24 protein-coding genes are annotated in these 24,294 nt (G+C 62.9%); 7 read left to right on the forward strand and 17 right to left on the reverse strand.

The window, feature by feature from the left end; all coding sequences use genetic code 11:
* The first annotated feature begins 9 nt into the window (after positions 1-9).
* The gene (locus CAM01S_RS03980) at positions 10-1,158 is read left to right on the forward strand and encodes a TDT family transporter (RefSeq protein ID WP_066516932.1); all 1,149 of its coding nucleotides are present in this window, start codon (positions 10-12) and stop codon (positions 1,156-1,158) included.
* Between the two features lie 22 nt (positions 1,159-1,180).
* Here CAM01S_RS03980 and CAM01S_RS03985 read toward each other — a convergent pair whose 3' ends face one another.
* Positions 1,181-1,570 carry an iron chaperone gene (locus CAM01S_RS03985; RefSeq protein ID WP_066518448.1) on the reverse strand — a complete coding sequence of 130 codons (390 nt, stop codon included), beginning with the start codon at positions 1,568-1,570 and terminating at the stop codon, positions 1,181-1,183.
* Positions 1,571-1,772: 202 nt separating this feature from the next.
* Between CAM01S_RS03985 and CAM01S_RS03990 the strand changes: the two genes are divergently transcribed.
* The 3 genes from CAM01S_RS03990 to CAM01S_RS04000 are packed head-to-tail and all read left to right on the forward strand — an operon-like array spanning position 1,773 to position 4,773.
* On the forward strand, positions 1,773-2,405 hold the full coding sequence (locus CAM01S_RS03990; RefSeq protein WP_217999713.1) for a response regulator transcription factor: 633 nt from the start codon (positions 1,773-1,775) through the stop codon (positions 2,403-2,405).
* A 35-nt stretch (positions 2,406-2,440) separates the two neighbouring features.
* The gene (locus tag CAM01S_RS03995) at positions 2,441-3,703 is read left to right on the forward strand and encodes an ATP-binding protein (protein WP_169795827.1); all 1,263 of its coding nucleotides are present in this window, start codon (positions 2,441-2,443) and stop codon (positions 3,701-3,703) included.
* On the forward strand, positions 3,700-4,773 hold the full coding sequence (locus CAM01S_RS04000) for a DUF8320 family protein (RefSeq protein WP_157071404.1): 1,074 nt from the start codon (positions 3,700-3,702) through the stop codon (positions 4,771-4,773). The genes CAM01S_RS03995 and CAM01S_RS04000 overlap by 4 nt, the downstream gene beginning before the upstream one ends.
* 6 nt (positions 4,774-4,779) lie before the next feature.
* On the opposite strand, the gene CAM01S_RS04005 is transcribed toward CAM01S_RS04000, so the two are convergent.
* The 4 genes from CAM01S_RS04005 to CAM01S_RS04020 form a co-directional block, all read right to left on the reverse strand.
* Positions 4,780-4,959 (reverse strand): hypothetical protein, encoded by a 180-nt coding sequence (locus CAM01S_RS04005; RefSeq protein WP_066516945.1) that lies wholly within the window; start codon positions 4,957-4,959, stop codon positions 4,780-4,782.
* Positions 4,956-5,843 (reverse strand): class E sortase, encoded by an 888-nt coding sequence (locus CAM01S_RS04010; protein ID WP_245631528.1) that lies wholly within the window; start codon positions 5,841-5,843, stop codon positions 4,956-4,958. The genes CAM01S_RS04005 and CAM01S_RS04010 overlap by 4 nt, the downstream gene beginning before the upstream one ends.
* A gap of 240 nt (positions 5,844-6,083) precedes the next feature.
* On the reverse strand, positions 6,084-6,632 hold the full coding sequence (locus tag CAM01S_RS04015; RefSeq protein ID WP_066516947.1) for a hypothetical protein: 549 nt from the start codon (positions 6,630-6,632) through the stop codon (positions 6,084-6,086).
* 61 nt (positions 6,633-6,693) lie between these two features.
* Positions 6,694-8,520: a DUF4012 domain-containing protein gene (locus CAM01S_RS04020; RefSeq protein ID WP_066516948.1), complete on the reverse strand. Its 1,827-nt coding sequence runs from the start codon at positions 8,518-8,520 to the stop codon at positions 6,694-6,696.
* A gap of 89 nt (positions 8,521-8,609) precedes the next feature.
* On the opposite strand from CAM01S_RS04020, the gene CAM01S_RS04025 reads away from it, so the two are divergent.
* A complete protein-coding gene (locus tag CAM01S_RS04025; RefSeq protein WP_245631562.1) occupies positions 8,610-9,035 on the forward strand; it encodes a VanZ family protein in 426 nt (141 codons plus the stop codon).
* On the opposite strand, the gene CAM01S_RS04030 is transcribed toward CAM01S_RS04025, so the two are convergent.
* From CAM01S_RS04030 to CAM01S_RS14275, 3 genes are read right to left on the reverse strand one after another with little or no spacing between them, the layout of a single operon-like run.
* The gene (locus tag CAM01S_RS04030; RefSeq protein WP_174520409.1) at positions 8,965-9,936 is read right to left on the reverse strand and encodes a GDP-L-fucose synthase family protein; all 972 of its coding nucleotides are present in this window, start codon (positions 9,934-9,936) and stop codon (positions 8,965-8,967) included. The two genes, CAM01S_RS04025 and CAM01S_RS04030, sit on opposite strands and share 71 nt — an antisense overlap.
* A complete protein-coding gene (gmd, locus tag CAM01S_RS04035; protein WP_066516950.1) occupies positions 9,933-10,964 on the reverse strand; it encodes a GDP-mannose 4,6-dehydratase in 1,032 nt (343 codons plus the stop codon). Before gmd ends, CAM01S_RS04030 begins: the two co-directional genes overlap by 4 nt.
* Positions 10,943-12,178, reverse strand: a complete 1,236-nt coding sequence (locus CAM01S_RS14275; protein WP_083527738.1) for a glycosyltransferase family 4 protein — start codon at positions 12,176-12,178, stop codon at positions 10,943-10,945. Before CAM01S_RS14275 ends, gmd begins: the two co-directional genes overlap by 22 nt.
* 283 nt (positions 12,179-12,461) lie before the next feature.
* On the opposite strand from CAM01S_RS14275, the gene CAM01S_RS14280 reads away from it, so the two are divergent.
* Complete coding sequence (locus CAM01S_RS14280; protein WP_169795828.1) at positions 12,462-13,544, forward strand: glycosyltransferase; 1,083 nt, start codon at positions 12,462-12,464, stop codon at positions 13,542-13,544.
* Entirely contained in the window at positions 13,493-14,524 is a 1,032-nt protein-coding gene (locus CAM01S_RS15260) for a glycosyltransferase family 2 protein (protein ID WP_083527740.1), read from the forward strand. Before CAM01S_RS14280 ends, CAM01S_RS15260 begins: the two co-directional genes overlap by 52 nt.
* On the opposite strand, the gene CAM01S_RS15175 is transcribed toward CAM01S_RS15260, so the two are convergent.
* The 9 genes from CAM01S_RS15175 to CAM01S_RS04060 all read right to left on the reverse strand — a co-directional run bounded on the left by CAM01S_RS15175 (position 14,472) and on the right by CAM01S_RS04060 (position 24,080).
* Positions 14,472-15,659, reverse strand: coding sequence for a glycosyltransferase (locus CAM01S_RS15175; protein WP_083527741.1), 1,188 nt, complete (start codon positions 15,657-15,659; stop codon positions 14,472-14,474). The two genes, CAM01S_RS15260 and CAM01S_RS15175, sit on opposite strands and share 53 nt — an antisense overlap.
* A complete protein-coding gene (locus CAM01S_RS14560; protein WP_157071406.1) occupies positions 15,656-16,927 on the reverse strand; it encodes a hypothetical protein in 1,272 nt (423 codons plus the stop codon). The genes CAM01S_RS15175 and CAM01S_RS14560 overlap by 4 nt, the downstream gene beginning before the upstream one ends.
* 137 nt (positions 16,928-17,064) lie before the next feature.
* Positions 17,065-17,472: a serine O-acetyltransferase gene (locus tag CAM01S_RS15265; RefSeq protein ID WP_373277693.1), complete on the reverse strand. Its 408-nt coding sequence runs from the start codon at positions 17,470-17,472 to the stop codon at positions 17,065-17,067.
* A 61-nt stretch (positions 17,473-17,533) separates the two neighbouring features.
* Complete coding sequence (locus tag CAM01S_RS14295; protein ID WP_083527743.1) at positions 17,534-18,904, reverse strand: oligosaccharide flippase family protein; 1,371 nt, start codon at positions 18,902-18,904, stop codon at positions 17,534-17,536.
* 1 nt (position 18,905) lies between these two features.
* Entirely contained in the window at positions 18,906-19,487 is a 582-nt protein-coding gene (locus CAM01S_RS15270; protein WP_083527744.1) for an acyltransferase, read from the reverse strand.
* 78 nt (positions 19,488-19,565) lie between these two features.
* Positions 19,566-21,032 (reverse strand): sugar transferase, encoded by a 1,467-nt coding sequence (locus CAM01S_RS04045; protein ID WP_066516951.1) that lies wholly within the window; start codon positions 21,030-21,032, stop codon positions 19,566-19,568.
* A complete protein-coding gene (locus tag CAM01S_RS04050) occupies positions 21,026-21,997 on the reverse strand; it encodes a beta propeller repeat protein (protein WP_157071408.1) in 972 nt (323 codons plus the stop codon). The genes CAM01S_RS04045 and CAM01S_RS04050 overlap by 7 nt, the downstream gene beginning before the upstream one ends.
* 35 nt (positions 21,998-22,032) lie before the next feature.
* Complete coding sequence (locus CAM01S_RS04055; protein ID WP_083527745.1) at positions 22,033-22,638, reverse strand: arsenate reductase/protein-tyrosine-phosphatase family protein; 606 nt, start codon at positions 22,636-22,638, stop codon at positions 22,033-22,035.
* Positions 22,635-24,080 (reverse strand): tyrosine-protein kinase domain-containing protein, encoded by a 1,446-nt coding sequence (locus tag CAM01S_RS04060; RefSeq protein WP_066518460.1) that lies wholly within the window; start codon positions 24,078-24,080, stop codon positions 22,635-22,637. The genes CAM01S_RS04055 and CAM01S_RS04060 overlap by 4 nt, the downstream gene beginning before the upstream one ends.
* Positions 24,081-24,294 lie beyond the last annotated feature (214 nt).

Genomic DNA, 24,294 nt, shown 5'->3' on the forward strand with positions numbered 1-24,294 from the left:
AGTGGGGGCATGACCGTTGACACCACCGCACTCCCTGCTGTTGCTTCCCGCCGCCGAATGCTGCTTCGTGAGCTGGAGCGGCCGGACCTCGCCGTCTCGAACGTGACGCCGAACTGGTTCGCGTCCGTGATGGGCACTGGGATCGTTGCGACGGCGGCTGCGGCGCTTCCGGTGCAGTTTCCGGGCCTCCGTCTCGGAGCGACGCTCGTCTGGGCGTTGGCTGCGCTCATGCTCGTCGCGCTCTGTGGCGCGAGCGCGGCGCACTGGGTGCGGTATCGGTCCGTCGCCGCGAGGCATCACGAGAATCCGGTGATGGCGCACTTCTATGGGGCACCGCCGATGGCGTTTCTGACGGTCGGTGCGGGAGCGCTGCTGGTCGGGAAGGACTGGATCGGACTGCCGGCGGCAGTCACGGTCGACTGGGTGCTGTGGACGATCGGCACGGCCATGGGCATCGCAAGTGCCGTCGCGATCCCCTACTTCGCATTCACCCGGCACGAGAACCGACCCGACGCGGCATTCGGTGGCTGGTTGATGCCGATCGTTCCGCCGATGGTGTCCGCGTCGACCGGCGCGCTGCTGCTCCCCTACGGGCCCGCGGGCCAGTTCCGGACCACGCTCCTCTGGGGGTGCTACGCGTGCTTCGGGCTGAGCCTCGTAGCGTCCATCGTGGTGATCACGCTGATCTGGAGCCGCCTTGCACAGCATGATGTCGGACCGGCCGCGATGGTGCCGACGCTGTGGATCGTGCTCGGCCCGATCGGTCAGTCGATCACGGCCGTCAACCTACTTGCGGGGAACGCGGCGGCCGCCGTCGGGGCGGCACTGACCCATGCGCTGCTTGTCGTTGCGCTCGTATACGGATTCGCGATGCTGGGATTCGCGCTGCTGTGGACGGCGATCGCGACGCTCGTGACGATCCGTGCCGCGCGCGCCCGGATGCCGTTCGCGCTGACGTGGTGGTCGTTCACCTTCCCCGTCGGGACGTGCGTGACGGGGCTCAACGGGCTCTCGGCCCACACGGGTCTCGTCACAATCGGATTCCTCGCGGTCGCGTACTTCGCCGGTCTGCTGACCGCGTGGGCGGTCGTCGCCGCTCGCACGTTCCACGGCGCGCTCGTCACCGGAGCATTGCTCGCGCCTCCGAAGGCTCGGTGAGCGCGCGCTGCCCGCTGAGTGCTCAGTGCCGTGTCGCGTCGATCTCCTCGAGTCGGAGGCGCACCAGCCGTCGCACGGTCGCGTCCGGGAGCGGGCTGGCGACACTGAAATGGATCGCCCCTGACGTGCACTCGAAGCCGGTCAGATCTGATGCTGCCGCCGCGATGACCTTTCCGCTGAACGGGTAGTAGGAGAGGAACTTGGCGCGGCGCACGACGGCGACGAGCCCGCTCCCCCGGTACAGGAGCGCCGGCATGGAATAGGAGACGCCCGCAACGGCTTCGGGAGCTTCCTCACGCGCGAGGTCGATGACGTGCTCGATCACCGTTCGCTCGACCGGCCGAAGCGCGTCGAGGTAGGCGCGGATCGGGTCCGCTGCCACAGCTGCCGCAATGCGGGAGGCGTCGTTCATGCGCGCAGCGTAGCGCTGGGGCCGGGATTCCCCCCAGCAGAATCCCGGATCCTCGACCATGCAATCGGCGTCGCAGGAAACGGGCAAGCCCCGAACTTCAGTGGCTTGCCTGTCATCCGCCTGGTTACCGCCGTCTCCCGCGCTATCGTGCAATGGACATTTCCTCATCGATGCGATGGGATGCGCTCAACCCGGAGGTCGCATGCAGGTCGCGCTGGTCGATGACCACGAGATCGTTACGGTCGCCGTGCAGGTTGCTGTGGAGCAGGCGGACGGCCTGGAGTTTCTCGGTGCCGCCGCGACCGTGCCAGAACTCCTCGACCGATTCCCGCATCCGGAGCTCGTGCTGCTGGATCTCCGCCTCGCGGACGGGTCGTCGCCGGTGGCGAACGTCGACCTGTTGATTGATGCCGGTGCGCGTGTGCTCGTCCTCACTTCCGGCGAGAGTCCGTATTTACTGCGCTCCGTTGCGAAGACCCCAGTGGTGGGGATCGTCCGGAAGTCCGCGCCGCTTGCGACGCTCGTCGAAGCGCTGACGGCTGCGGCGGCAGGAGAGACATCGATGTCGGCGGAGTGGGCGGCGGCGATCGATGGTGACCCGGACCTCCCGCTCGCTGGCTTGAGCTCGCAGGAGCAGCGGGTGCTCGAGCTCTTCGCGCGCGGCATCAAGGCACAGTCGGTCGCGTACCAACTGGGGATCAAGGTCGCGACGGTCGACGACTATGTGCGGCGGATCCGCGCGAAGTACGAGAAGGTCGGCCGCCCCGCGTACACGAAGATCGACCTGTATCAGCGGGCGATCGAGGACGGTTTCCTGCCCGGGCCGCTTGGATGAACCCGACCTTCGCCTCCGAGCGGACGACACGCTTGATGTCGTTGTCGCTCGGAGTGGCGGACCTCGCGCTGCTCGCGTCGAACGTCGGGGGTGCGATCACCCAGTCGGCCCGGCTTGGCGCGCTCTACACGCTCGCCGTCGCGCTGCTCGTCACCGGGTGCGCGGTCGCGGGTCTCGTCTGCTTTCGGTGGGCTCCGCTCGGTGCGCTGCGGCGGATCTGGTCGGTGCAGTCGCTCGGCATGGTCGTCGCCACGGTCGTCCTGCTGCCGATCACCGCGGGCCGCCCGCTTCCCGATGCGTACGGCTTGACCTGGGTGTCCGAGCTTGCGGTGCTCGGCGGGTGCGCCGCGGTCCTCGGCTGGCAAGGCCGGATCACGTGGGTTCTGGTCGTCGGTCTGGAGGCGGCCCTCTTCGCCGTCGCGCTCGTCGCCGGACCATATGGCTGGGCTGGGCGCGCGTTCGGTGATGCGGCTCGGCAGCTGTTCTTCGTGACGTTCTTCACGGCGGTCGCGGCCGCGCTCGTCCGAGCGGGCCGGGCTTTGGATGCCGCTGCGGCGAGCGCCGCGGCTGAGGCGGGTGCATTCGCGGAAGCCGACGCGAAGCGCGCCGCGCGCCGGCGGACGGAGATGCTCGTGCACGACACGGTGCTCGTCGCGCTCCTCGCGTACGCGACGAACCCTGATCGGCAGGACACCGCGTCGCAGGCGGCGGTTGCGGTGCGGGCGCTGGAGCAGCCTCCCGCTGTTGAGGACGAGCTCGGAGCGGTGGAGCCGCGGGAGTTCGCCTGGCAATTGCAGAGCTTGACGACGTCGTTCGACGCGACGATCACGTTCTCGTACGAGGCGCTCCCAGCCGCGGCAGTCGCCGGGGTGGAAGCGGATGCGCACGCGGCGACAACGACAGCCCCGGCGACAACGACAGCCCCGGCGACAGCGACGGCTACGGCCACGGCGTCATCGACGGCCCCCGCAACAGCGGCTGCGACAGCGACTGCGGCGATTCCCGCGGAGGTTGCGCTGCGCATCACCGAGGCGGTGTCGGAGGCGGTGCGGAACAGCCTCCGACATGCGGGGGCTGCCGCGTCGCGGCAGGTGCGCGCCTCCGTGTCGCCCGACGCGATCAGCGTCGTCGTGCTCGACGACGGGGCCGGTTTCGATCCTGAGCGCGTGCCGGCGACGCGGCTGGGGGTGCGGCGGGGGATCGTCGAGCGGATGCGGAGCCTCCCCGGCGGGAGCGCCGAGATCCGCACGACCCAGGACTACGGCACGGCGGTGCTGATCGGGTGGCGGCGGCCATGAGCCGGTGGTGGCGACAGCCCGCGACCGATGGCAAACACGGCGCGCCGGAACCGACAGCGGCCTCCCGGTGGTGGCGCGTCGGCGCCGATGACCTCGGGCACCCGCTCGGCTTTTTCGGGCGAGGGGTCTGGGGCTTGTACGGCCTGTTCGCGGTGGTGATCGCGTATCAGGCGCTCGTGCTCGGGGGCCCGGCGGAGCGGCAGCCGCTCACCGTGTTCGCGCTCGCCCTGGCGGTGTCGGCGGGTCCGCTCGTGACGATGCGCGCGCCGACGCCGCTCCCCCGCAGGCTGGCGTGGACGGTCGTGGGTGTGGTGGTGGTCGTGACGGTCATCGTGACGTGGACGCAGCCGTTCCACGATCGTCCGCCGGTGTACACGGCATGGGAGCTGGGCGCCGACAACGCACTGCTCTTCTGCCTGACGATTCGCGGCCGAACCGGGATCGCCTGGGTCGCTGAGGGGCTGTCGCTCGCCCTCATCGCGCTCTGGAGCACGCTGGTCACCGGTTCACCCCTGTACGGCATCGGATTCAGTTGGACGCAGGCGACGACGCTCCTCGCGTGCAGCGTGTTCGCGGTGGGGCTGCATCGCACTGCACGCGCGATCGCCGCGTATCGCGAGAGCGCGCGCATCCGCGCCGATCAGGAGGCACGCGCTGCTGTCGCCGCCGAAGGCGCAGTCGCCGCGTTGGACGCGATCCGCCGGCTTGCGCTGAAGCCCTTGCGGGCAATCGCTTCTGGCGGCCGGCCTGCGCCGCTCGAGGTTCGGGTCGCGGAGGCGGCGATCCGCGATCTCTTGCGTGGCCGAAGCTTGGCGCGTCCCCCGCTAGTCGATGCGCTTCGTGACCTCCGGTTGCGCGGGGTCGATGTGTCGCTGCTCGATGACACAGTGCCGAGCAATGACGCGGCGCCGGGCGAGGATGCGTCACCCACACTCGACGCGGCAGCCGCGTGGGTCGTCCATGCGATCGACGGCCTGGAAGCAACTGAAGTGACGATCCGCATCGCCCACGGCGGCCGGCTCACGATCGCCGCAGACGGCGAGCTGCTCGCCGAGCGCTCCGTCCGGTAGGTGGCGCTACCCGCCCGACCCGTTCCCGCTGACGGTCCCGTCGGGCTGCGGCAGCACGTCGTTGGCGAGCCACGGGAACACCCACGTGAACAGCACATACACGATGAGGAGCAGCAGGACGATGAGCTCGATCACTTTGAGGGCGCGGGGTCCGGGCAGGATTCGCCAGACGAGGGGGAAGATCACTGCGGCGCCTCCGTCAGTTCGGCCGGGGTGCCGGCTGATGCTTGCATCCAGTAGTCGAGCTTGGCGTGCACAATGTACCGCTGATACGCGAACCACTCCGGGTTGCACGAGGTGAGTGTGAGCCAGTGATCGTTCGGTCCGGGTTGCACGCCGGGCTGGTCGGGCACGGGCGCGATCACTTTCAGGGCGGTGGGCAGCACGATCTCGGTGCTGGTGACTTTGTAGACGTACCAGACGTCGAAGTTCTTCGACGCATCGGTGACCCGCACCACAATCGCGTCGCCGACTTTGATGGTCGCGATCTGGTTGAGCGGCTTGCCGTAGGTCACGCGGTGGCCGGCGACGGCGAAGTTGCCCTGGGCGCCGGGCATTGCCGTGCCCTGGTAGTGGCCGAGCCCGACCGAGTCGAGCACTTTCACCCGGTCGGTGCCCTCGCCGATCGGCTTGTTGTAGTCGAGGCCGAAGCGCGGGATCTGCATCGTGCCGAAGACGCTGCCGATCCCCGACGGCTCCGCGAGCACGGGTGCGGGGCCGTGCTGCTCGACGGGCGCAGCGGATGCTGACGCCGACGGAGACGCGGGCTTCGGCGCCGCGACGGGCTTCTGGTGCAGGTTCTGGATCAACGCTGACTGGTGCTGCGACGCGACGAGGTCGGTCCACCACGCGTTCCACACCGCATACAGGACGACACCGACGCCCCCGATGATGAGCAGCTCGGCGAGCAGCGACACGAGCAGCATGAGCGGACCGCGTCGCCGGCGCTCGCGGCGCGGTCGGGGGCGGAGGCCCGGATCACCCGAGTCGGATCCCGCGCCTCCCGATGTGGCCGCCGCGGGCTCGTCCGTCGCCTGCTCGCTGCTGGGCAGCGTGTGCGATGTGGTCACGGGAGAGCCCCCTCAAGCTGTTCCGGAAGTGCAAGGTCTATCAGATCACGACAATCGCTCGGATCGAAGGGATCTGTACGAGTCGACAGCGGGCCGCGTAGTGATCCCGCCAGGCGCGCTCCGAGCAAACAGCAGCGTCGCTATGTGGATACGTGCCGAGCAAACGGCTGCGGGCCCCGAGTCACAGTGACTCGGGGCCCGCAGCCGGGGATGGTCGGGTACCTCTAGCTTGATGCTATGTTATGCGTTTTCGCGCTGGCGACGGACGGCACCCATCACGAAGATGAGCGCGCCACCGAGGACGACTGCGCCACCGGCACCCCAGACGAGGAGCATCGGGACGGTCGAACCCGTGAACGCGAGCGTTCCGGTGCTGCTGGACGAGCCGACGGCGGCGACGGAGTCAGCCGGGACGACGGTCAGCGACGCGGTGCCGACGTTGCCGGAGGTGGCTCCGGTCGCGGTCAGCGTGTAGGTGCCGCTGGCGCCCTGCGGGAAGGTGACCATCACTGCGACGGAGCCGCTTGCAGAGGCCTTCTTGACCTCGGTGACGGTCGTGGTGGGCAGTGCACCGAGCGTGACCGCTCCGGCGCCGGTGACCGAGATGTCAACGTTCTCGTTCGCAGCGAAGGCTCCCTGCGCGAAGTTGACGGTGACCGTTCCGCCGGCGACAACGCTTCCCTGAACTGAAACGCTGCTGGCCGGAACGTATCCGGCGGCGTTGGCCGCGGCGGGCGTGGCCAGCATGGCGGCGGCCGCGAGCACGACCGCAACGATGAACTTCTTCATAAGTGATCCCCAGAGTGAGCGCATGCACTGCCCCAGGTGGCCAGCGCTTTACGAGTGAGACTCACTGTAACGGGTTTTCACAGGTAACTACCACCCCTTTTGTAACAGTCGGGTGAACTCCGGGCGTGCCGCCGATACTCACGGCCGACTTGCTCAGGTTGCTCGCACCGAGGAACTCGACCCGGAGCGTCGTCGTTTGCCCTGGTCGGAGCAGGGTTTGGAACTGAACCACCGGGTACGAGCCGTCGCTCGTGGTCTGCGGGCTCGCTGGCTGTCCGTCCTGAGAGGCGCCGACAAATACCCCAGATTTAGGGGCATAGATCGCGACGTTTGTGCGAATCAGGCCGGGCGGTACACCGAACTCCCCACCCCCCGTCACATAGCGTGGGAGGCGCGTGGCCGCGTCGGTCGGCGCCGTACTGGTCAGCGTGACGGTGGCTACCCACGTTGGGCGACCGTCCTTCCGGCACTGGGCCCGGCCGACGCCCGACGAGGTCGTCAAGTAGTAATCCATCTTCGCGCCTGTCGCGTCGTTCAGATAGACGCCGAACTGTTGGTTCGAGGCTGTGGACTGTGGCAGGAGTGTCGCGACCGCGGTCGGTGCGATGATCTTCTCTTCGCTCGGCGTCGCACTCCAGACGAGCACACGACCCTCGCCAGCGGCCTGCGTGATAGCCGCGATGAGTTGCTTGGCGTCGAATCCGCCGCTCGAGATCTTCGTGAACACGGCCGAGGCTGCGCTCGCGAAGAGCGCGTCCTGGAGTGTGGGGTTGTTGTAGCGGTCGTACACGTCGGAGAGCAGGAGCTTGACCGCGCTGTCGGAGGTCAAGGTGTCGCCACTCGGCAGCGGGATCGGGCCTGTGGCCTTGAGCATGTAGCTCAAGGTGACCGGATCGATCGAGATCACACCGTCGACCCCGGTGCCGAATTTCTTCGCCCACATCGCCTTGGCGAGCTGCGCGCTCGTGTCGAATCGCGGCGTTAGCGTGACGTCCTGCATGTATTCGCCCGTGATGGGCCCGTAAAGGCCCTTGGTGTCCGTCGCGAGCGGGAGGATGGGTGTCCTGTACGGACCGAAGGCTTTCCCCGGGGCTTGCTGTTCAAGGCTGATCTTGCCGTCGGCAATGTGCACGAGCGCTACGGCGCCCGGAATACCGCCGCCTGCTCGAAGCTCCGCATTGTTCTGGAACAAGAGCAGGTAGTTGCGCTGTCCGTTCACGGCGAGCATCGTCGGCAGGAGCTGCGCGACCCGATTCACCGTGTCGAGTTGCGCGCTGGTGGACGTCAACTCGATCTGCAGTTGGTCGACCGCGGTGTCGATGGCGGACAGCGTGGTTTTGGTGCTGATCTGCGCGGCCTGCACACGGGCCCGATGCAGGGCGTCGGTCGCCTTTGCGACGGCCGGTGCTGCGGCAACCAATGGTTGGAGGTTGAGCTTGCCGTCGACAGGCTTGAAGGTTGCGGTGCTGATTCCCCCGAGCTGGCTCGCCAGCGGGGTGACTGCACCGGTCGAGACGGTATCGACGACGGCCGCGATCTGCCGGACTGCCCGGAGATCGCTCCCGATGAGCGGGGTGACCTCAGCTGTCCGCCAGACAGGATCGCTGGTGAGGGACCGGGCGTCGTCCGCCTTCTGCTGCAACGTTTTCGCGGTTTGAACTGCTTCCGACGTGTTGGTAGCGGTGATTTCTGACTTCAGCGTGCCGACCAGCGCGACGGCTTGGGTGAGATCCCGCTTCGCGATCAGCGCGCGCACGCCTACCCATGCGACTGCCGCAACGAGGATGAGGATGATGGCGAGGACGACCCACAGGACAATGCGCCTCGGCGAGGCCCCCTCGGCCCGGTGGGGCCGCCCTGCACGTCGAGACGATGGGATGTCCGACATGCCCTCATCCTAGGTGGCCGTACGATCGGGGGATGGTGCGGCGGCTTGGGCGGGGCGAGCGCATTGTTCTGGTGTGCGTGCTCGTCGGTATGGCGCTGGTTGCGTTCTGGCCCACCCACGTCGACCGCCCTGTCGCGCCGGAGCTCAGTGCAGTTCTTACGTTCCTGCACCATCACGGGGTGCCGCGCTGGTTCGACTACAACACCGTTCAGTTCAGCGCGAACATCATCCTGTTTATGCCGTTTGGCGCTCTGGTTGCTTCGATGTTTCCACGATCGTTGTGGTGGTCGAGCGTTGCCCTCGGTGCGAGCGCGTCGTTCCTCATCGAGTTTGTGCAAGAGGAGTTCTTGCACGGGCGCACCGCTGATCCTGGCGACGTCCTTTCGAACACGATTGGCGCGGCTGTCGGCGGCTTGCTTGCGGCAGCGGCGGGGGGCCCGTGGTCTACTCGCGGAGGCCCATCGAGTTCGACCGGTACCAGTCGATGGTGGAGCGCAGACCGTCTTCGAGGCTGATCTGGGCTGTCCAGCCGGCGTCGCGGAGCTTGCTCACGTCAAGGAGCTTCTGCGGGGTTCCGTCCGGTTTGGACGTGTCCCACCGGGTTTCCCCTTCAAAGCCGACGAGCCGCGCGATCGTTTCGGCGATCTCGCGAATGGTCACGTCAGTACCGGTCCCGACGTTCACCTGTTCTGGTCCGTCGTAGTGCTCGAGCAAGTGCAGCACAGCGTCCGCCATGTCGTCCACGTGCAGAAACTCGCGCCGAGGATTGCCGGTTCCCCAGTTCTCAACAACGGCCGTGCCAGATCTCGCCGCCTCGTCGTATCGGCGGATGAGGGCGGGGAGGACGTGCGAACCGGTGGGAGAAAAGTTGTCGCCAGGCCCGTAGAGATTCGTCGGCATGGCGGAGATCCAGCGCAGTCCGTGCTGACGTCGCACTGCTTGCACCTGCATGATCCCAGCGATCTTCGCGATCGCATAGGCATCATTCGTTGGTTCGAGGTAGCCCGTGAGCAACGCATCTTCATGGATCGGCTGCGGAGCGAATTTGGGATAGATACACGACGAGCCGAGGAAGATCAAGCGCTCGACACCAACCGCGAGCGCCGCATCCATCACGTTGACTTGAATCTGCAGGTTCTCGCTAAGAAAGTCGGCGGGATAGGTGTCGTTCGCGAGGATGCCGCCCACCTTTGCGGCCGCAATGACCGCATACCTGGGTCGCTGGTGTCGGAAGAACGCGAACACGTCGTCCCGCTTCTTCAAGTCAAGTTCACGAGAGGTCCGGCCCACGAGGCCGGTGAACCCTGCTGACTCGAGTCGCCGCCAAACCGCGGAACCGACGAGACCCCGATGTCCGGCCACGTAGAGGACCGACTCACGGTCGAGCGGCTCGGCCTGGTAGCCGGGACCGTTCACTTGGTCCCCCAGCTCTCGAGCCGCACGGTGTCGATCCACGGACGCCCCGCGCACGCGAGGGCTTCGATGTCCGCGTCGACCATGATGCGCGCGAGTTCGGCGGTGTCAACGGTCGGCACCCAGCCGAGGCGTTCCCGCGCCTTCGATGCGTCTCCGACAAGCGCATCAACTTCCGCCGGACGCAAGTAGCGTTCGTCGAATCGCACGTGCTTCTCCCAGTCCAGGCCTGCATGCGCGAACGCTGCCGTGAGAAAGTCGCGAACCGTGAAACTGCCGCCAGTGGCGAGCACGTAGTCGTCGGGCTCGTCCGCTTGAAGCATGCGCCACATACCTTCCACATATTCGGCGGCGTATCCCCAGTCGCGAACCGAATCGAGGTTCCCGAGGTACACGTGGTCTTGAACCCCAGCCTTAATTGCCGAAACCGCACGAGTGATTTTACGTGTAACGAAAGTCTCGCCTCGACGTGGCGACTCATGGTTGAACAGAATGCCATTCACTGCAAACATCCCGTATGCCTCACGATAGTTGCGCGTCACCCAGTAGCTATATACCTTGGCGGCACCGTAAGGAGACCGAGGCCAAAAGGACGTTTGCTCATTTTGAGGGGGCGGCGACGCGCCAAACATTTCCGATGACGAGGCCTGATAAAAGCGAGTATGTATACCGGACATGCGAACCGCCTCAAGCATGCGCATCGAACCAACACCCGTTACATCTCCTGTATGCTCCGGCTCATCGAATGACACGCGTACGTGTGACTGTGCGGCAAGATTATACACTTCATCGGGCCGCAACTCACCAAGTAAGCTGACGAGCCGAGCCCCATCCCCTAAATCCCCATAATGCAGAAACAGTTGCGCGGCTTCATCGTGTGGATCGACGTATAGATGATTTATTCTTGAGGTGTTGAATGTAGATGCTCTGCGGATCAGGCCATGTACCTCATATCCTTTCCCGAGAAGAAATTCCGCGAGGTAGGATCCGTCCTGCCCGGTAATTCCCGTTATAAACGCGCGTCTTGCCATGTTCCACCGCCTTGCCTTGAGATACCCGAAGTGACGAGTTTAAGGAGATTCGCGAACCTGTCAATCGCCAATTGTTCCGTAAGCATTGATTGCCGGAACGCTAACCCTGACGTCCCGTAACTCTTCATTACTTCAGGGGTGTCGGCTAGACGCTCAATAGCGGCGAGTAGGGCGCGAGGATCGTGAGGCGAAACCACGATCCCGGCACCAGCCGCCCGGATCTCCTGAGAAGTAATGCTCGCCTCATTGCTGGCGGCAACTACGGGACGACCCGTCCCGAAGTAGGCAGTGAGCTTGCTGGGGACAGCCATCTCAGCCACGCCCGGCGCCTCATTCACGAGGAGAACATCGGCCGCGGCTAAGGCGGCGGCGTACGCTCCCTCCGGAAGAGGATCAAGGATCTCGATGGAGCCTATGCCAATCGCAGAATCGGCTAATCGCTTCCGCTGACTCCCATCACCTATAAGAACGAACCGCACTCGACTTCCTATAGAATCGGCTATGGCGGCCGCCTTCACAACGTTTTCGAGTCCCTGCTTTACCCCCATATTGCCCGAATGGAGTGCAACCACGTCGTTCTCGCTCCAGCCAAACGTCCGTCTAATATTGGCGCGATCAGCAGCTGTCGACAACGGCGTGTGCGACCAATTGCGAATTATTTCAATTCGTGCCAAATCCACGCCGAATTCGGTATTTACAAGTTGACCGAACCGTTCGTGGATTACAACCACCCGCGTCGCCTTTCTCAGCACGAATTTCTCAGACTGGAACGTGATCCAACGACTGATCCGGCCACCCTTCCTCGTCTCGCGAAGTCCGGGTGAGTATAGATCTTGAGCCCAGACTACCAAGGGCTTTCGCATTAACAGAGCCCGAAGGGTCACCGGAAACGACGAGAACAAGGCCGGCGATATAGTTACGATTACCGACACTCCGTCCCACGACGCGAGAATCGCGCGCACCCCGAAAGACAACTCTGAAAACACTCGAGATATCCCGATTGGCGTCTTCGGCAAACAATGACGCAGCCGGACCACGCGCACATTGCCGGCATTCGAGACCTCTTTGGAGCGCGGTCTGCCGCTCGAAAACTTCCATTGGGGATAGTGAGCAAAGGTTGTCAGTACGCGCACTAATGCACCGCGGCCCGCGAGCCCCTCCGCCAACCCGGCCGCGTAGGGACCGATACCCGAAACCTCCGGGGCATAATTCATCGCTATCAATAGAACTGAGCTTCGCTTCCCCACGTAGAGACCTTAACAGCCGACGCCGGAGCACCTCGACACCCACTTGCCACAAGTTGCCCGGCAAGCATCTAGACTGCCGAGGCGGGCTCGCGATTGGAGCTTCGCGCGGACGAACGGAAGAGCTCGGAGCCGCTGCGAACAGCCGGGCCCAGATTTCTTGCGAACAGCCAGGCCCAGATTTCTGATGACAACCCGATCTACCTCTCGACTGGAGAACAGGATGCGTCCAAGCAGTCACATCCTCATCGCGATGGCCAGCATCGATCCCGAGAAGGGCGGACCTTCCACTGCGGCCCGTGCCATGGCCATCGAACTTGCGCGCAACGGACACAGGGTGACCGTCACTGCTCATGACGACGGCAAACTGCGCCGAAGATCCGAGGCCGTCGAGCACGGTGTGCGTTTCATACGATTTCCACTCACCTCCTTTCGACTGCAGTACTCCCGAGCATATAATTCCTGGATCAAGGCCAACGCCAAAAATTTTGATTTCGTACTCATCAACTCGCTCTTTCTCTCCCACACGACGGCCGTTTCTAAAGCCTGCAGAATGGCCGGAGTCCCGTACGCCCTGAGGCCTCATGGGAGCCTTAATCGCTCAGACATGAATCGCCACCTTGTCCGCAAACGGCTCTATCTCGCTTCTCTTGGAAGAAAAGCGCTGAAACATGCTAAGTTCATTTTTTGCACGAGCGAACAAGAGGCGCAACAGGCGAAATCGTACGGCAGCGTGAAGGTGATTCCTCTCGGCGTCTCATTGCCCTCGAAATTGTCTGACGCCAGCAAGGAAATCACCGCTAGTTTCATCGGTCGGCTTGCCGAAAAGAAGGGGCCGGAGATTTTCCTAGAGGCTATAAAGCAGGTCGCCGCAGAGCGAGAAACATCGACTTTCGTAATCGCGGGACCCGATGACAGTGGTTTCCGGAAGCGCTACGGGGATGACATAGATGCTCTCCAGGGTTCGGGTCATTTACGCGTGCTGGAATATGTGACACCGGACGAACGCGATGAATTACTCGCCCGCTCGTCAATGTTCGTCCTGCCAAGTCGGGATGAAAATTTCGGAATTGCGGTTGCCGAGTCACTCGCTTTAGGCACTCCAGTGGTCATAACTGAGGGAGTAAGTCATGCGGATGCAGTTCGACGCGCAAATGCCGGGCTCGTCATTGCGCGCACCCCGACGCATTTAGCAGAAGCGATACGCACCCTGATGGATCTGCCGCTTACGAGTTACACAAGAATGTCCATAGCCGCCTACGATCTTGCGCGAGCTAATTACTCATGGGAGCGCTCGGTGCGCCTCCTAATCGACGCAATAGAGCAGACAGCGTGACGGTGCAACCGGCCGAGTTGACCGCGGTCATCTTAACCCGGAACGAGGAACGACACATATCGCGTGCAATTCGATGCCTCGAGTCCTACCCGGGCCCCGTGGAGATCCTAGTCGTCGACTCGAACTCGACCGATCGAACCCTCGAAATCGCGGCGGCTGAAGGGGCAACGGTGATTACCCATGAATTCGTTTCTCATGCTCGCCAGCTCAATTGGGTTTTAGAGAACGTCCCTATCAGCAGCCCTTGGGTCCTGCGCCTCGACGCCGACGAGGTCCTTTATCCAGAAACTTTAGAGCGCCTACATTCGGCGATTGCGATGGCTCCCCAGGAGATATCCGGTTTCGCGTTCAATCGCCGTCATATCTTCCTCGGTCATTGGGTTAAATTCGGGGGTAGATATCCGCTCTGGCTACTTCGCGTATGGCGCGCTGGCAGCGCCAAGGCTGAGGACCGGTGGATGGACGAGCACATCGTTCTGAACTCGGGAAGATCAGCCAGGGTTCGCGGCCGATTCGAAGACAGAAACATTTCCTCATTAGATGAACTTATTACCAAGCACCTAAGATATGCCTCGCTCGAAGCAATGGATCGCCTGTTCCCTACATCGCGGGACGTTCAATTCGATTCGCTCGACGGGGTGATGACCAGGATGAAACGGTGGCTCAAGAATCGCGTATACAACTCAATGCCGCTCGGGAGCGGGCCGGTGCTCCTATTCTTATGGCGAATCGGGCCGAGACTCGGCTTTCTCGACGGACCTAGTGGCTTTGCTTACCATATGATTCAAGGTTTTTGGTACCGAACTATGGTTGAGCTCAAGTTAAATCAAATGAGACTCATCGTAGAAAACTCGAGAACACTCGAATCATTGCTTCAGGGCTTAGCTGACTATACAGGCATACCTAGTGACCGACTCGAGTCAAAAATCACGGCTCAAAAATTGCCTTCCTCAGCTTCGAAACCTCCACCTCAATATTGAAAGAGCCTTCCACCACTCTTCTGCCCCGCGCACCAAGCTCAACAGCATAGTTGGGGCTACTCAGCAGACTGCCGATAGCGTCAGCGAGAGAACTTGTTTCCCCAGGTGTTACGAGCAAGCCGCTACCGGGGATCAACAGTTCCGGGATACCTCCAATATGCGTTGACACGACGGGCACTCCAAAGCTCGCAGCTTCCATCAACACGACGGGTATCCCGTCAGTGTCCCCGTCCTCCGCGCGCCGGGAAGCTAGGACGAAAATATCGCAACTACTCTCGAGCAGGGACATGACCGAAGCGTGCGAAGCGGGACCGACAAGGCTTACAAACGGCTCGAGGTTTAACTCGGCGATCTTCCGTATCAAGGAAAACTCCAGGGGACCGCCGCCGACGATAGTCCATTCGAAACTCAGGCCACGATCTACAAGTTCACGAGCGGCAGTCAGGCAATCAGTAAATCCTTTCTTTTCAACAAGCCTTCCCACGGACACAATTCTTGGGACTGCGGCGCGCCCGCGGAAACTTGAGTGCGGCTGAGGGCGCACTCCGCAGTGCACGACCAGGTCGGCGGGTCGTCCCGTAGAGGCCTCCAGTTGCCGGGACACATGTTGACTTGCCGCAAATATCCTGTCTAAGTCGCTCACCAGAGTCTTCAACCTTTGAGGGGACTCCGGGTGACTCGCATCGGCCGCATGGGCCGTGGCCGACGACCGAGACTCAGGCAACAGAACCTTCGAAAACGCTAGAACGTCCAGGGTTCGACCGAGGAAATGCGCATGCAGCTGAATTGCCCCCCACCCCCTGCCTTCAACATTCTGCGCCAGCTGCAATGCCTTCCCGAGCGCGAAGATCTGAGTGGCATAATGGCGTAGATTGCGTGGAGGTAAAGCGATAATTCTCAGAATCCGCCCAAAGGATCGGAGCGCTCTGAATACGACTCGGAATCGAGCAGAGAACGGTATCCATCGGCGGGGCCCAAACCCCTCGGAGGACCGGCCCGCTGCCTTAGTTCCGTGAATTGGAAACCAGAGAACATTCGCCCCCTGCTTTCGCAACTCCATAAGCTCGGCCTCCACAAAAGTCTGAGTCGACGTGGGATATTCGTGAGTAATGTATACACAACGCATACTCGTCATGGTCGCTTACCGCGCACAATTAGTTTGCACATCCAATAAAGCAATACTAAATAAAAGCATGTACGTAAGGCACTCCCTCCGTCTAGTGGAAGATCACCACTCTTGAATCCATTGAATACAAACGAGCCCCAAAAGCCAATCAGAATACCAGCGAGACCGGACTCGCTTGATAGAAGACCCGAATGTAGACGCCCGGATATGAGCCCTACAACGATCGCACAGATTATCGCTCCGCCTAAGCCAAAAGCCAACTCAAGCGAAGTAGGCAGGGATGGCGGCAGCCCAGACGATGCAGCCTGGGCTGCATTTCCGATCGCTTGCGCACTGATCACATCGAGTCTATTGGACTGAATGTTAATTCCCCCCGAGCCCGCATGTGGAATCAGGGTCGACAGTGCCGCAGCAGCTCGCGAGGGCGACGCGAAGGCGGGCCCCACTCGAGCCGAGATAGAGTGAAGTGCTAGCGAGACGTCGAAAATCGAATATCCGAACCAGTCGAATATATTCCCCCGTTCAAGCTGATTCTGCGATGCAGCGCGTGCTGAGAGAATAAGCGCACTGAGAGCACCGAGTGCTATCGCAGCAATGGCGTAGACAACAACCCGGGGTGCGCGTCTTTTAATCCACACATACTGGAAGCCCGCGGAGGCGATCGTCGATACCAGAAGCAAACGACTACCGAACACTGCGACGGAAATGCCTTGAATTAATGCAAGCTCTGCGATCAACGTCATCATAGTAAGACCGGACCGCTTGCGGCCATGTGCCACAATTAAAAATGTCAGCGCTGATGAGGCAGGCAGAGAAAAGATGCTCCACAGCGACGACCCAATTGAGCCCGCAAGCAAACTAGCCGCATTTCTATTATGACTCGCAAAGACAGCCGCCGCGTGATGGAATCCACCCAAAGTCGAGACGACATCCACCGCGCTCCCAAGACAAATGACGACAAGACATTGCGCCAGCACGCGAGCCGCGGGATATTCCTGGCCACTTCGGTCTTGGCTCTTCACAGCTGATGCTGCTAATCTCTCCGCAATTACCATTGCGGTGACGATGACGGAGGAGCTTCCGAGCACCGACAGGACATCCTGATTCTTTACCTCAGCCAGAATGAAGGCCTGGGTATGCCGACCGTCAAGCCAATACGACAGCAGTCCGCTGCCGAAGAACACGAAGTAAGCAACAGCGAAATACATGCCGGGCGATGGCGCGACCAATTGCTGACCTCTAGCTTGCGACACGATGATGTACGCAAGAAGGGGCATCGCGACTAGCAGAGCGCTCGATGCGTCGGGCGAATCAGCAACAATAGAGCATATTAGGGCTGCGAGACAAAATGCAAGAGTGGCGATAAGCCTCGGATGAGGTGCCAGTTGTTCTACGCGCACCAATGGGGCGTTCCTCACTGAAGAGCCCGCGCGGGATTGCCAGCTGCCGTGGAACCAGGCGGAATATCACTCAGCACAACTGCGCCTGCCCCTATCTGACTTCCGGCCCCTACGCGTATCGCACCGATGATCACTACGTTAGCTCCAACCGACACGCCGTCTTCAATAGTCGGACAGTCGGTATTCGAATAACGAGAGCCAATTGTCGTGCACTGCCGCAATTCAACGTTCGACCCGATTTTACTCCTCGAGTTCACAACTATCCCGAAACCGTGATGAATTTGAAGTCCCGAACCGATCTGCGTTGAAGCTGGGATCTCGCATCCAAGTAGCAGGCGAGAACAAAGACGGTATGCGATCCCAACAATCATCGAGATCGGGCGAGGCATTCTGACTCGGGCCCGGTTCGCGAATCGAAACATCAGGAGCACGAGCTGAGCCGAGCGACGCCCTCTGTTACACCGCCAGTCTGAAAAAAGTCCTTCAGCCACGAGCAGGCACGCCTCCCCTTCGGTTGAATGTCCGCGAACGAACACCACGAATGCCACGGATGGCTACGTAAGGCATAGATCGAGCTGTTCTCAGCACGAGAGCTATTGTAGACAAATCTACCTCGCGCGCGATTGACTTGAGCATGAACATCAACACCACCGCGTAGGCCACAACACTCGTGACAGCCGCGCCCATAACACCGACGGTAGGAACCAGCGCCGCCAGCATCAGCGCTGTGCATACCAAACCAACAACGGCGCTCACGCTGCTTTTCGAGGGGCGCCCCAGTCCTAACAAAATCCCATGGGAGCAGGCGTTCAATCCGTCTATCAGGGACGCGATCGCGAGCACCTGGATGAGTTCTATGGATTGAGAGTACGCGGCACCGTAGACCCATGGAACATAAACCGGGGCTAAAACTGCGAGCAGGAGCGCCGGCGCCGAAAGAACTAAAAGTGCCGCGGCGAGTGCTGCCGCGACCGCAGACGGCCTTGCGCTGACTGGCGCGCGCTGCAACAAGGGTTGAACAGTATTCGTGATCGGCGAACTGAGCAAGCCGATTGTCGCAGTCAAGGACACACTCACCGCGTAGACGCCCAATTCTGCTGGTGGTAAGAAGAGCGCAATTACCATTTGATCCAGGTAAACGTTGAGATCTCTGACTGCAATGCCCAAAAATGCCTTGCTTGCGAAGTCAGTGATCGCGCGAGGAGTGCGCTCTAATATTGGCGTAAGAGCGTACTTGTGCCTGAATCCAACCGACAGTCCCAGGATTGCTCCGACCGCCTGACTGAAGACCAGTGCTATCACCGCAGCCAGTAGACTAAGTGTGCCCGAGATGAGGAATGCGACGGTCACCAATAACCAAATTGCCGTCTGCGCCAATCTGATAATCGAAACTTCCCTAACATGAAGCTTCCCCCGTTCAAAGTTCACGATGTTTGCGCCGAGCAGATTAAACATTGGGAACAGCGCAATTATTAGCCAGGCCAGCATCCCACCGGGGTGATATTTGAATAGCACGCTGACGATCAGGCTAATGAGGCCCATCGCGACGCCTGCGAGCAGGGCGGTGCGCAGGGTGGCGCGCCAGATCAATGCATCGGCGGCTGGAGAAGCCGATCGCGCCGATGCCCAGGCAAGGGCATGAGGATACCCGTAGCACCCGAGACTAACCGCAATCAGTGAGGCGCGGTAGATGAACTGATAATGCCCAAGGTCCGAAGGACCTAAAACGCGAGCGAGGATAACGGATATAGGCAGATTCATCATCGCGGCGGTGATCTGCGTGACGAAAAGAACAAGGCCCGCCCGGGAGGAAGATGGTGCCGCTCGGTCTTTCGGCGCGAATGCTGTTGCCATCTTACGATGCACCTCGGTCTCGACTCCCAATTTGCCGTGCCGGAGCGCCTACGACAATCGCATAATCGTCGATTACGGAGTTCACCACAGAGTTCGCACCGACAACGGCGCCTCTGCCGATTTTGGTTCCCTTAAGTATCGCGGAGCCACGACCGATCCAGGTACCGGACCCTACATGAAGGGGGGCGGAAACGGGCCGATTCGTCACCATCGAACCGGTAGATGTGTCGTGGTTCTGATCGCGAATGGTGCAGTGTTCAGCGATTTGTACACTTTCACCGATCGAGACGTTCTCCACACTTCCGATGACGCTGTAGTGCATTACTTTCGAGTTAGCGCCGATATTGAGACGCGCGGTTCTGTCCGCGTCTATGATCACGCCGACCCCGAAGTAAACGCCATCACCTATATCCCACGAGCTGGACGGCCACTGCCGAAGGTGGACACCCCGTTCAACAGCTATTCGCCGACCGCACTGACCTCCCGCGGTCCTGATTGCGAGTTGCATGACCTTCCCGCGCCATAGGCACGCATACCAGTGGAGTCGCCGGTAGACTCGCGCAATCACCGCAGCAAGCATCATTCGCTCTCAAATCTCACGTTTGCACATCTGAATTCGACTGATCGAGCAGAGCATTTCCGCGCTCGCGAGCTCGGCTCCTCAATATGCACCACGCTTCTCGACTACGGCACGTATGGTTCGCCACAGGATTACGAGGTCGGCAGTGACCGACCAGTTCTCTACGTAGTAAAGGTCGAGGCGCACGGAATCCTCCCAGGAAAGGTCCGACCGACCTCCTACTTGCCAAAGCCCTGTGATGCCCGGCTTGACCAAAAATCGTCGGTGAACATGCGGATCGTAGAGATCAACCTCGCGCTGGAGCGGTGGGCGAGGGCCTACCAGCGACATCGCGCCGGCCAACACATTGAAGAGCTGCGGCAGTTCGTCGAGGCTGAAGCGTCTCATAAACGAGCCGACTGGCGTCACGCGCGGGTCGTTCTTCATCTTGAAGAGCACCGCGTTGCCTTCGCTGCGATCAAGGTTACTGATGTCCCGCAACCGCGCTTCTGCATCGACGACCATGGACCTGAACTTGATCATGTGAAACGGCTTGCCGTTCCAGCCCACGCGCTCCTGAACAAAGAACACCGGGCCGGGCGACCCGACCTTGATCAGGATCGCGAGGGCGAGGAACACCGGCGACAGCAGCACGATGAGCACCGACGTCACAACCAGGTCAAGCGCACGCTTCAAGTAGAGCTTGCGCCCGGCATACGTCGGCGTCTCCACGTGGATCAGCGGCAGACCCTGCACTGGTCTCGTGTGGATCCGAGGACCACCGATATCGGTCAGGCTCGGGGCGACAACGAGGTGCTGGTTCCCCGGCTCCAGGCTCCAGCTGAGCTCACGCACGCGTTCCGGGGGCAAGTCGTCGGCGCTCGTAATCACCACGGTGTCCGCACCAGTCGTTGCCAGCGCAGCCTGCACGTCGTTCAGACCGCCGAACGAACGCACCTCGGTTCCACTGAGCAGTCCCACTGCGCCATTCGACACGACAGCCCCGAGCACGTGGTAGCCGGCCTCAGGCTGGCGCGCCAGCTGCTTCGCGATGTGCCGGACGCTCGCCGTTGACCCAACCAGCAGCACCTGCGAGGAGTAGTCGCCATGTTTCCGCTGGATGATCAGCCACTGCCGCCACATCCACCGCGACAGGATCAGCACGACGATGCCGAGCGGAAACGCGATGAGCACGTATCCGCGAGCGAGCTGCACGTGCAGCAGGTACGCGGCGATCGCAAGGAGCCCGAACACGCGAGCACTCGAATCGGCGACTAAGCGGTACTCGGTGCTGCCCACGCCGATCACCCGATCGCCGCGCGTGTCGTAGTACGCCAAGCCGGCAAGCCACACGAGCGTCACCACCACGGACACGGCGGTGTAACCGACGCGCAGGTCGTTTTGGTTGGTCGTCACGTTCGAGTCGAGCCCGAGCCATGCGATCTGCACCCCGAACACGACCCAGAGGATCACGAGCAGGTCGGTGACGAGCAACCGCCGCGCGTAGGCGCGGCTCCAGCTCGCGGTCGATGCGGTACGGTTCGGTGAGGTGACGGACGCAGTTACCATGACGCGCCTCCCGTCAGTGAGCGGGCGACGCTGGAACCGCCCCAGAGCCAGACATCCGAACCGGTCTGCGCGATCGCGACCGGGCCGCCTCCGTTTGAGGTGAGCTTGGAGGCGCAGCCGAGCTGCTTCAGCGTGGACGCCGGCGTGACACCGTAGGCGACCATCGAGTCGACCGCGATCCCCGAACACCCCGCGACGCCCTGCCGGGCGATCGTGTACGACGAGCCGTTCACCGTCAGCGCCGCCAACCCGGTCACGGGCACGTGCACCCAGGCACCGGTGCCGCTCCGCCACACGAGCACGTCAGGGCAGAGCACGGTGGTGGTGGTGTTCCCCTCGAACACGGCGAAGGCCCCGCTGCACGGCGCCGCAACAGTCGACCCCGACGTCAGATGCACGGAACCACTGAGCAGGCCCGCCCCGGCAACGGAGGGGTCGCTGCTCGGTGACCACGTGCCTCCGGCGTTCGTGGAGACGAAGTCTTGCGCGGTGCAGGCCGTACCGGTGGCGCCGAGGATCGCGACGTGCGCGGTGGACGCCCGCAGCCCTGCGATCGCCTGCACGGAGGCCGGCAGTTGCACGGCATTCCAGGTGACACCGCCGTCGGTGGAGTGCTCGAGCAGTGGGGCGGCACCGTCGCAGGCACCGGCGGTTGCGCGCCACGCCTCCGTCGCGGACACCGCGGACAGCATGCGGTCCCCCGCGACACCGGTCACGGCGGTCGCGGTCGACGCCGTACTCGACGGCGAGGCCGCCGCAGCGCCAGCACCTGCACCCGCACCGGGTGTGACCGTTCCGCTCGGCGACGGCACGGGCGATGCGGGGCTCGTGAAGGTCGGGATCGGCCCTGGCGTCGTCGCGGGCTGCGGCGCCGTCTTCTGCAGCGCGAGCACCACGAGTACCAGGTCGATGATGATCAGGATCACGATGACGACCGCGACGATCACCAGCGCTCGTCGCGTCATGACGGCGCGACGCCGCCGAGTCCCCCGACGCGGCGTCATGTGCGCTGCGCCCCCAACTCCGCAACATTCCGCAGGATCGCCGCGATCACCGACAGCGCCTCGTTGAGGGTGTCCGCGACGGCGCGGTGCACGTCCTCCGACCGCCGATACGGGTCCACGACGTCGTCGTCCTCGGGCTCCTCCGGCGGCGCTACAACGCCCCGCAGGCGGCCGACGGTCGCGGCGAGCGCGATCGTGTCGTCGACCTGCAGGTCTGCGGGCTCCAGGCCCTGCAGGATCCGCGCGAACTGGAGGATCGTGAACGTCCGACCCGCCGCCCGCGGATCCAACCGCACCACTGCCGAACGATGCGAGCGTTCAGCGGTCAGGATCAGGTCCGCCTGCCGCACATCCTCAGTGGTGAGCGGGGCGGAGCGGTGCTCGGACGGGTCGAGACCGAGCCGTCGCGCTTGCGCTGCCGCATCGTCGTCCATCGGCACGCCATCGGCCGCGATCGTGCCGCGGGAGCGGATGTCGAACGCCGACGCGTGGGGGCCGAGTTTCGCCTCCAGCAGGAGGGCAGCGAGCGGGGAGCGGCAGATGTTGCCGGAGCAGACAAACAGGATCGTAGACGTTCGGGTCGTCCCCGACCCCACGCTCACCGCTCGGCCCGCCGCAGTGGTCCGGTGCCCGCCAGCTTCTTCCGCGGAGCCTTCGGGGTCTCGTCGTCGTCCGACAGCCCATACCCGTAGGCGTAGCCGTACCGGCCGTACCCGTATGCGCCCGGGCCCTTCGTCGGCATCATCGTGAGCACGAACCCGGCCACGTTCGCGCCGACGTTCTCAAGCGTGCTCACCGCGCCGGCGAGCTGGCTCTTGTGCGTCGAACCGGAGGCGACCACGAGGATCGCGCCGGACGCCTTCTTCGACAGGATGGCCGCGTCCGTCACCGGGAGCAGCGGCGGGCAGTCGAACAGCACGAAGTCGAACTCGCGCTCGAGCCGCTCGATGAGCTGCTGCATCGTGCGGGAGCCGAGCAGCTCCGACGGGTTCGGCGGCACCGGCCCGGCCGGCAGCACCCGCAGGGCGCCGCGACCCCATGGCTGCGCGACATCCTCGAGCTGGGCGCGGCCGATGAGCACGTCTGTAAGGCCGGCAGCGCCCTCGATGTCCATGTACTTGGCGACCTTCGGGCGGCGCAGGTCCGCGTCGATCAGCATCACCCGGTAGCCGGCGCTGTCGAGCGCGATCGCGAGGTTCGCGACCGTCGTGCTCTTGCCCTCTGACTCCACCGAGCTCGTCATCACGAAGGTGCGGGCGCGACCGGTCGCCTCCAGGTCAAGGAACTGCAGGTTCGTGCGCAGCGTGCGGAACGACTCTGCACGGGGGCTCCGCGGATCGGCCTGCACGATGAGTGGCCGCTGCGACGCCTTGCTGTCATACGCGATGCCGCCGATGATCGGCGCGTCACTGATCCGTTCGACGTCGTCCTCGGTGCGGACCCGGTTGTCGAGCGTCTCCCGCAGCACCGCGATACCGACGCCGAGCGCCAGCCCGACCAGGAGGCCCAACACCACATTCAGAGGCACCTTCGGGCTGGTCGGCACGCTCGGCACCTGCGCCTCTTGCACGCGGGTGAGCTTGACGGTGCTGCGGCCGTTCGCGTCCGTCGCCTCGATGCTCTGCACCACGTTCGTGAGGCTCTGCGAGGTCGCGTTCGCGATGTTCGCCGCGTCGACCGGGTTCTTGTCGTTCACGGTGATCGTGATGAGCGTCGTGTTCGTCGGCGCCGTCGCCGACACGAGCTTCGCGAGATCCTGCGCGGTCGTATTGAGGCGCAGACGTGAGATCACCGGCAGCAGCACGATCGGCGTCGTCACGAGATTCGAGTACGTGAGCACCCGCTGCTCGGTGAACGTGTTGCCCTGCGCCAGGTCGGCGGCGCTGCCGCTCGTCTCCGTCGACACGAACACTTGCGCGGACGCTGAATAAACGGGCTTCTTGATGATCGAATAGCCAGCCGCAGCCGCCACCCCAACCAGCGCGAAGACCAGGATGAGCACCCAACTCTTGCGCAGCACCCTGATGTAGTCGCGGAGTTCCACGCGGCCGCCTTCCCCGTTTGAAAACCGTCGTGCCTGCCGCCCGTACCGCGAATCGTCCCAATTCACCGTTCCGCCCGGCCGACGGTTTTCACATTGTGCCATAGGGATGAGCGGCGCTCGGGTCGCGAGATGAACGTTCGGGTCGGATTGCGCACCGGTCGCTCGGTGGGTGAGCGGTGCCGCGGCCGCGTCGTGGCTCCCGTAGCGTGGGCGC

This window comes from Curtobacterium ammoniigenes NBRC 101786, from assembly GCF_001571045.1.
GTDB classification, from domain to species: domain Bacteria; phylum Actinomycetota; class Actinomycetes; order Actinomycetales; family Microbacteriaceae; genus Curtobacterium; species Curtobacterium ammoniigenes.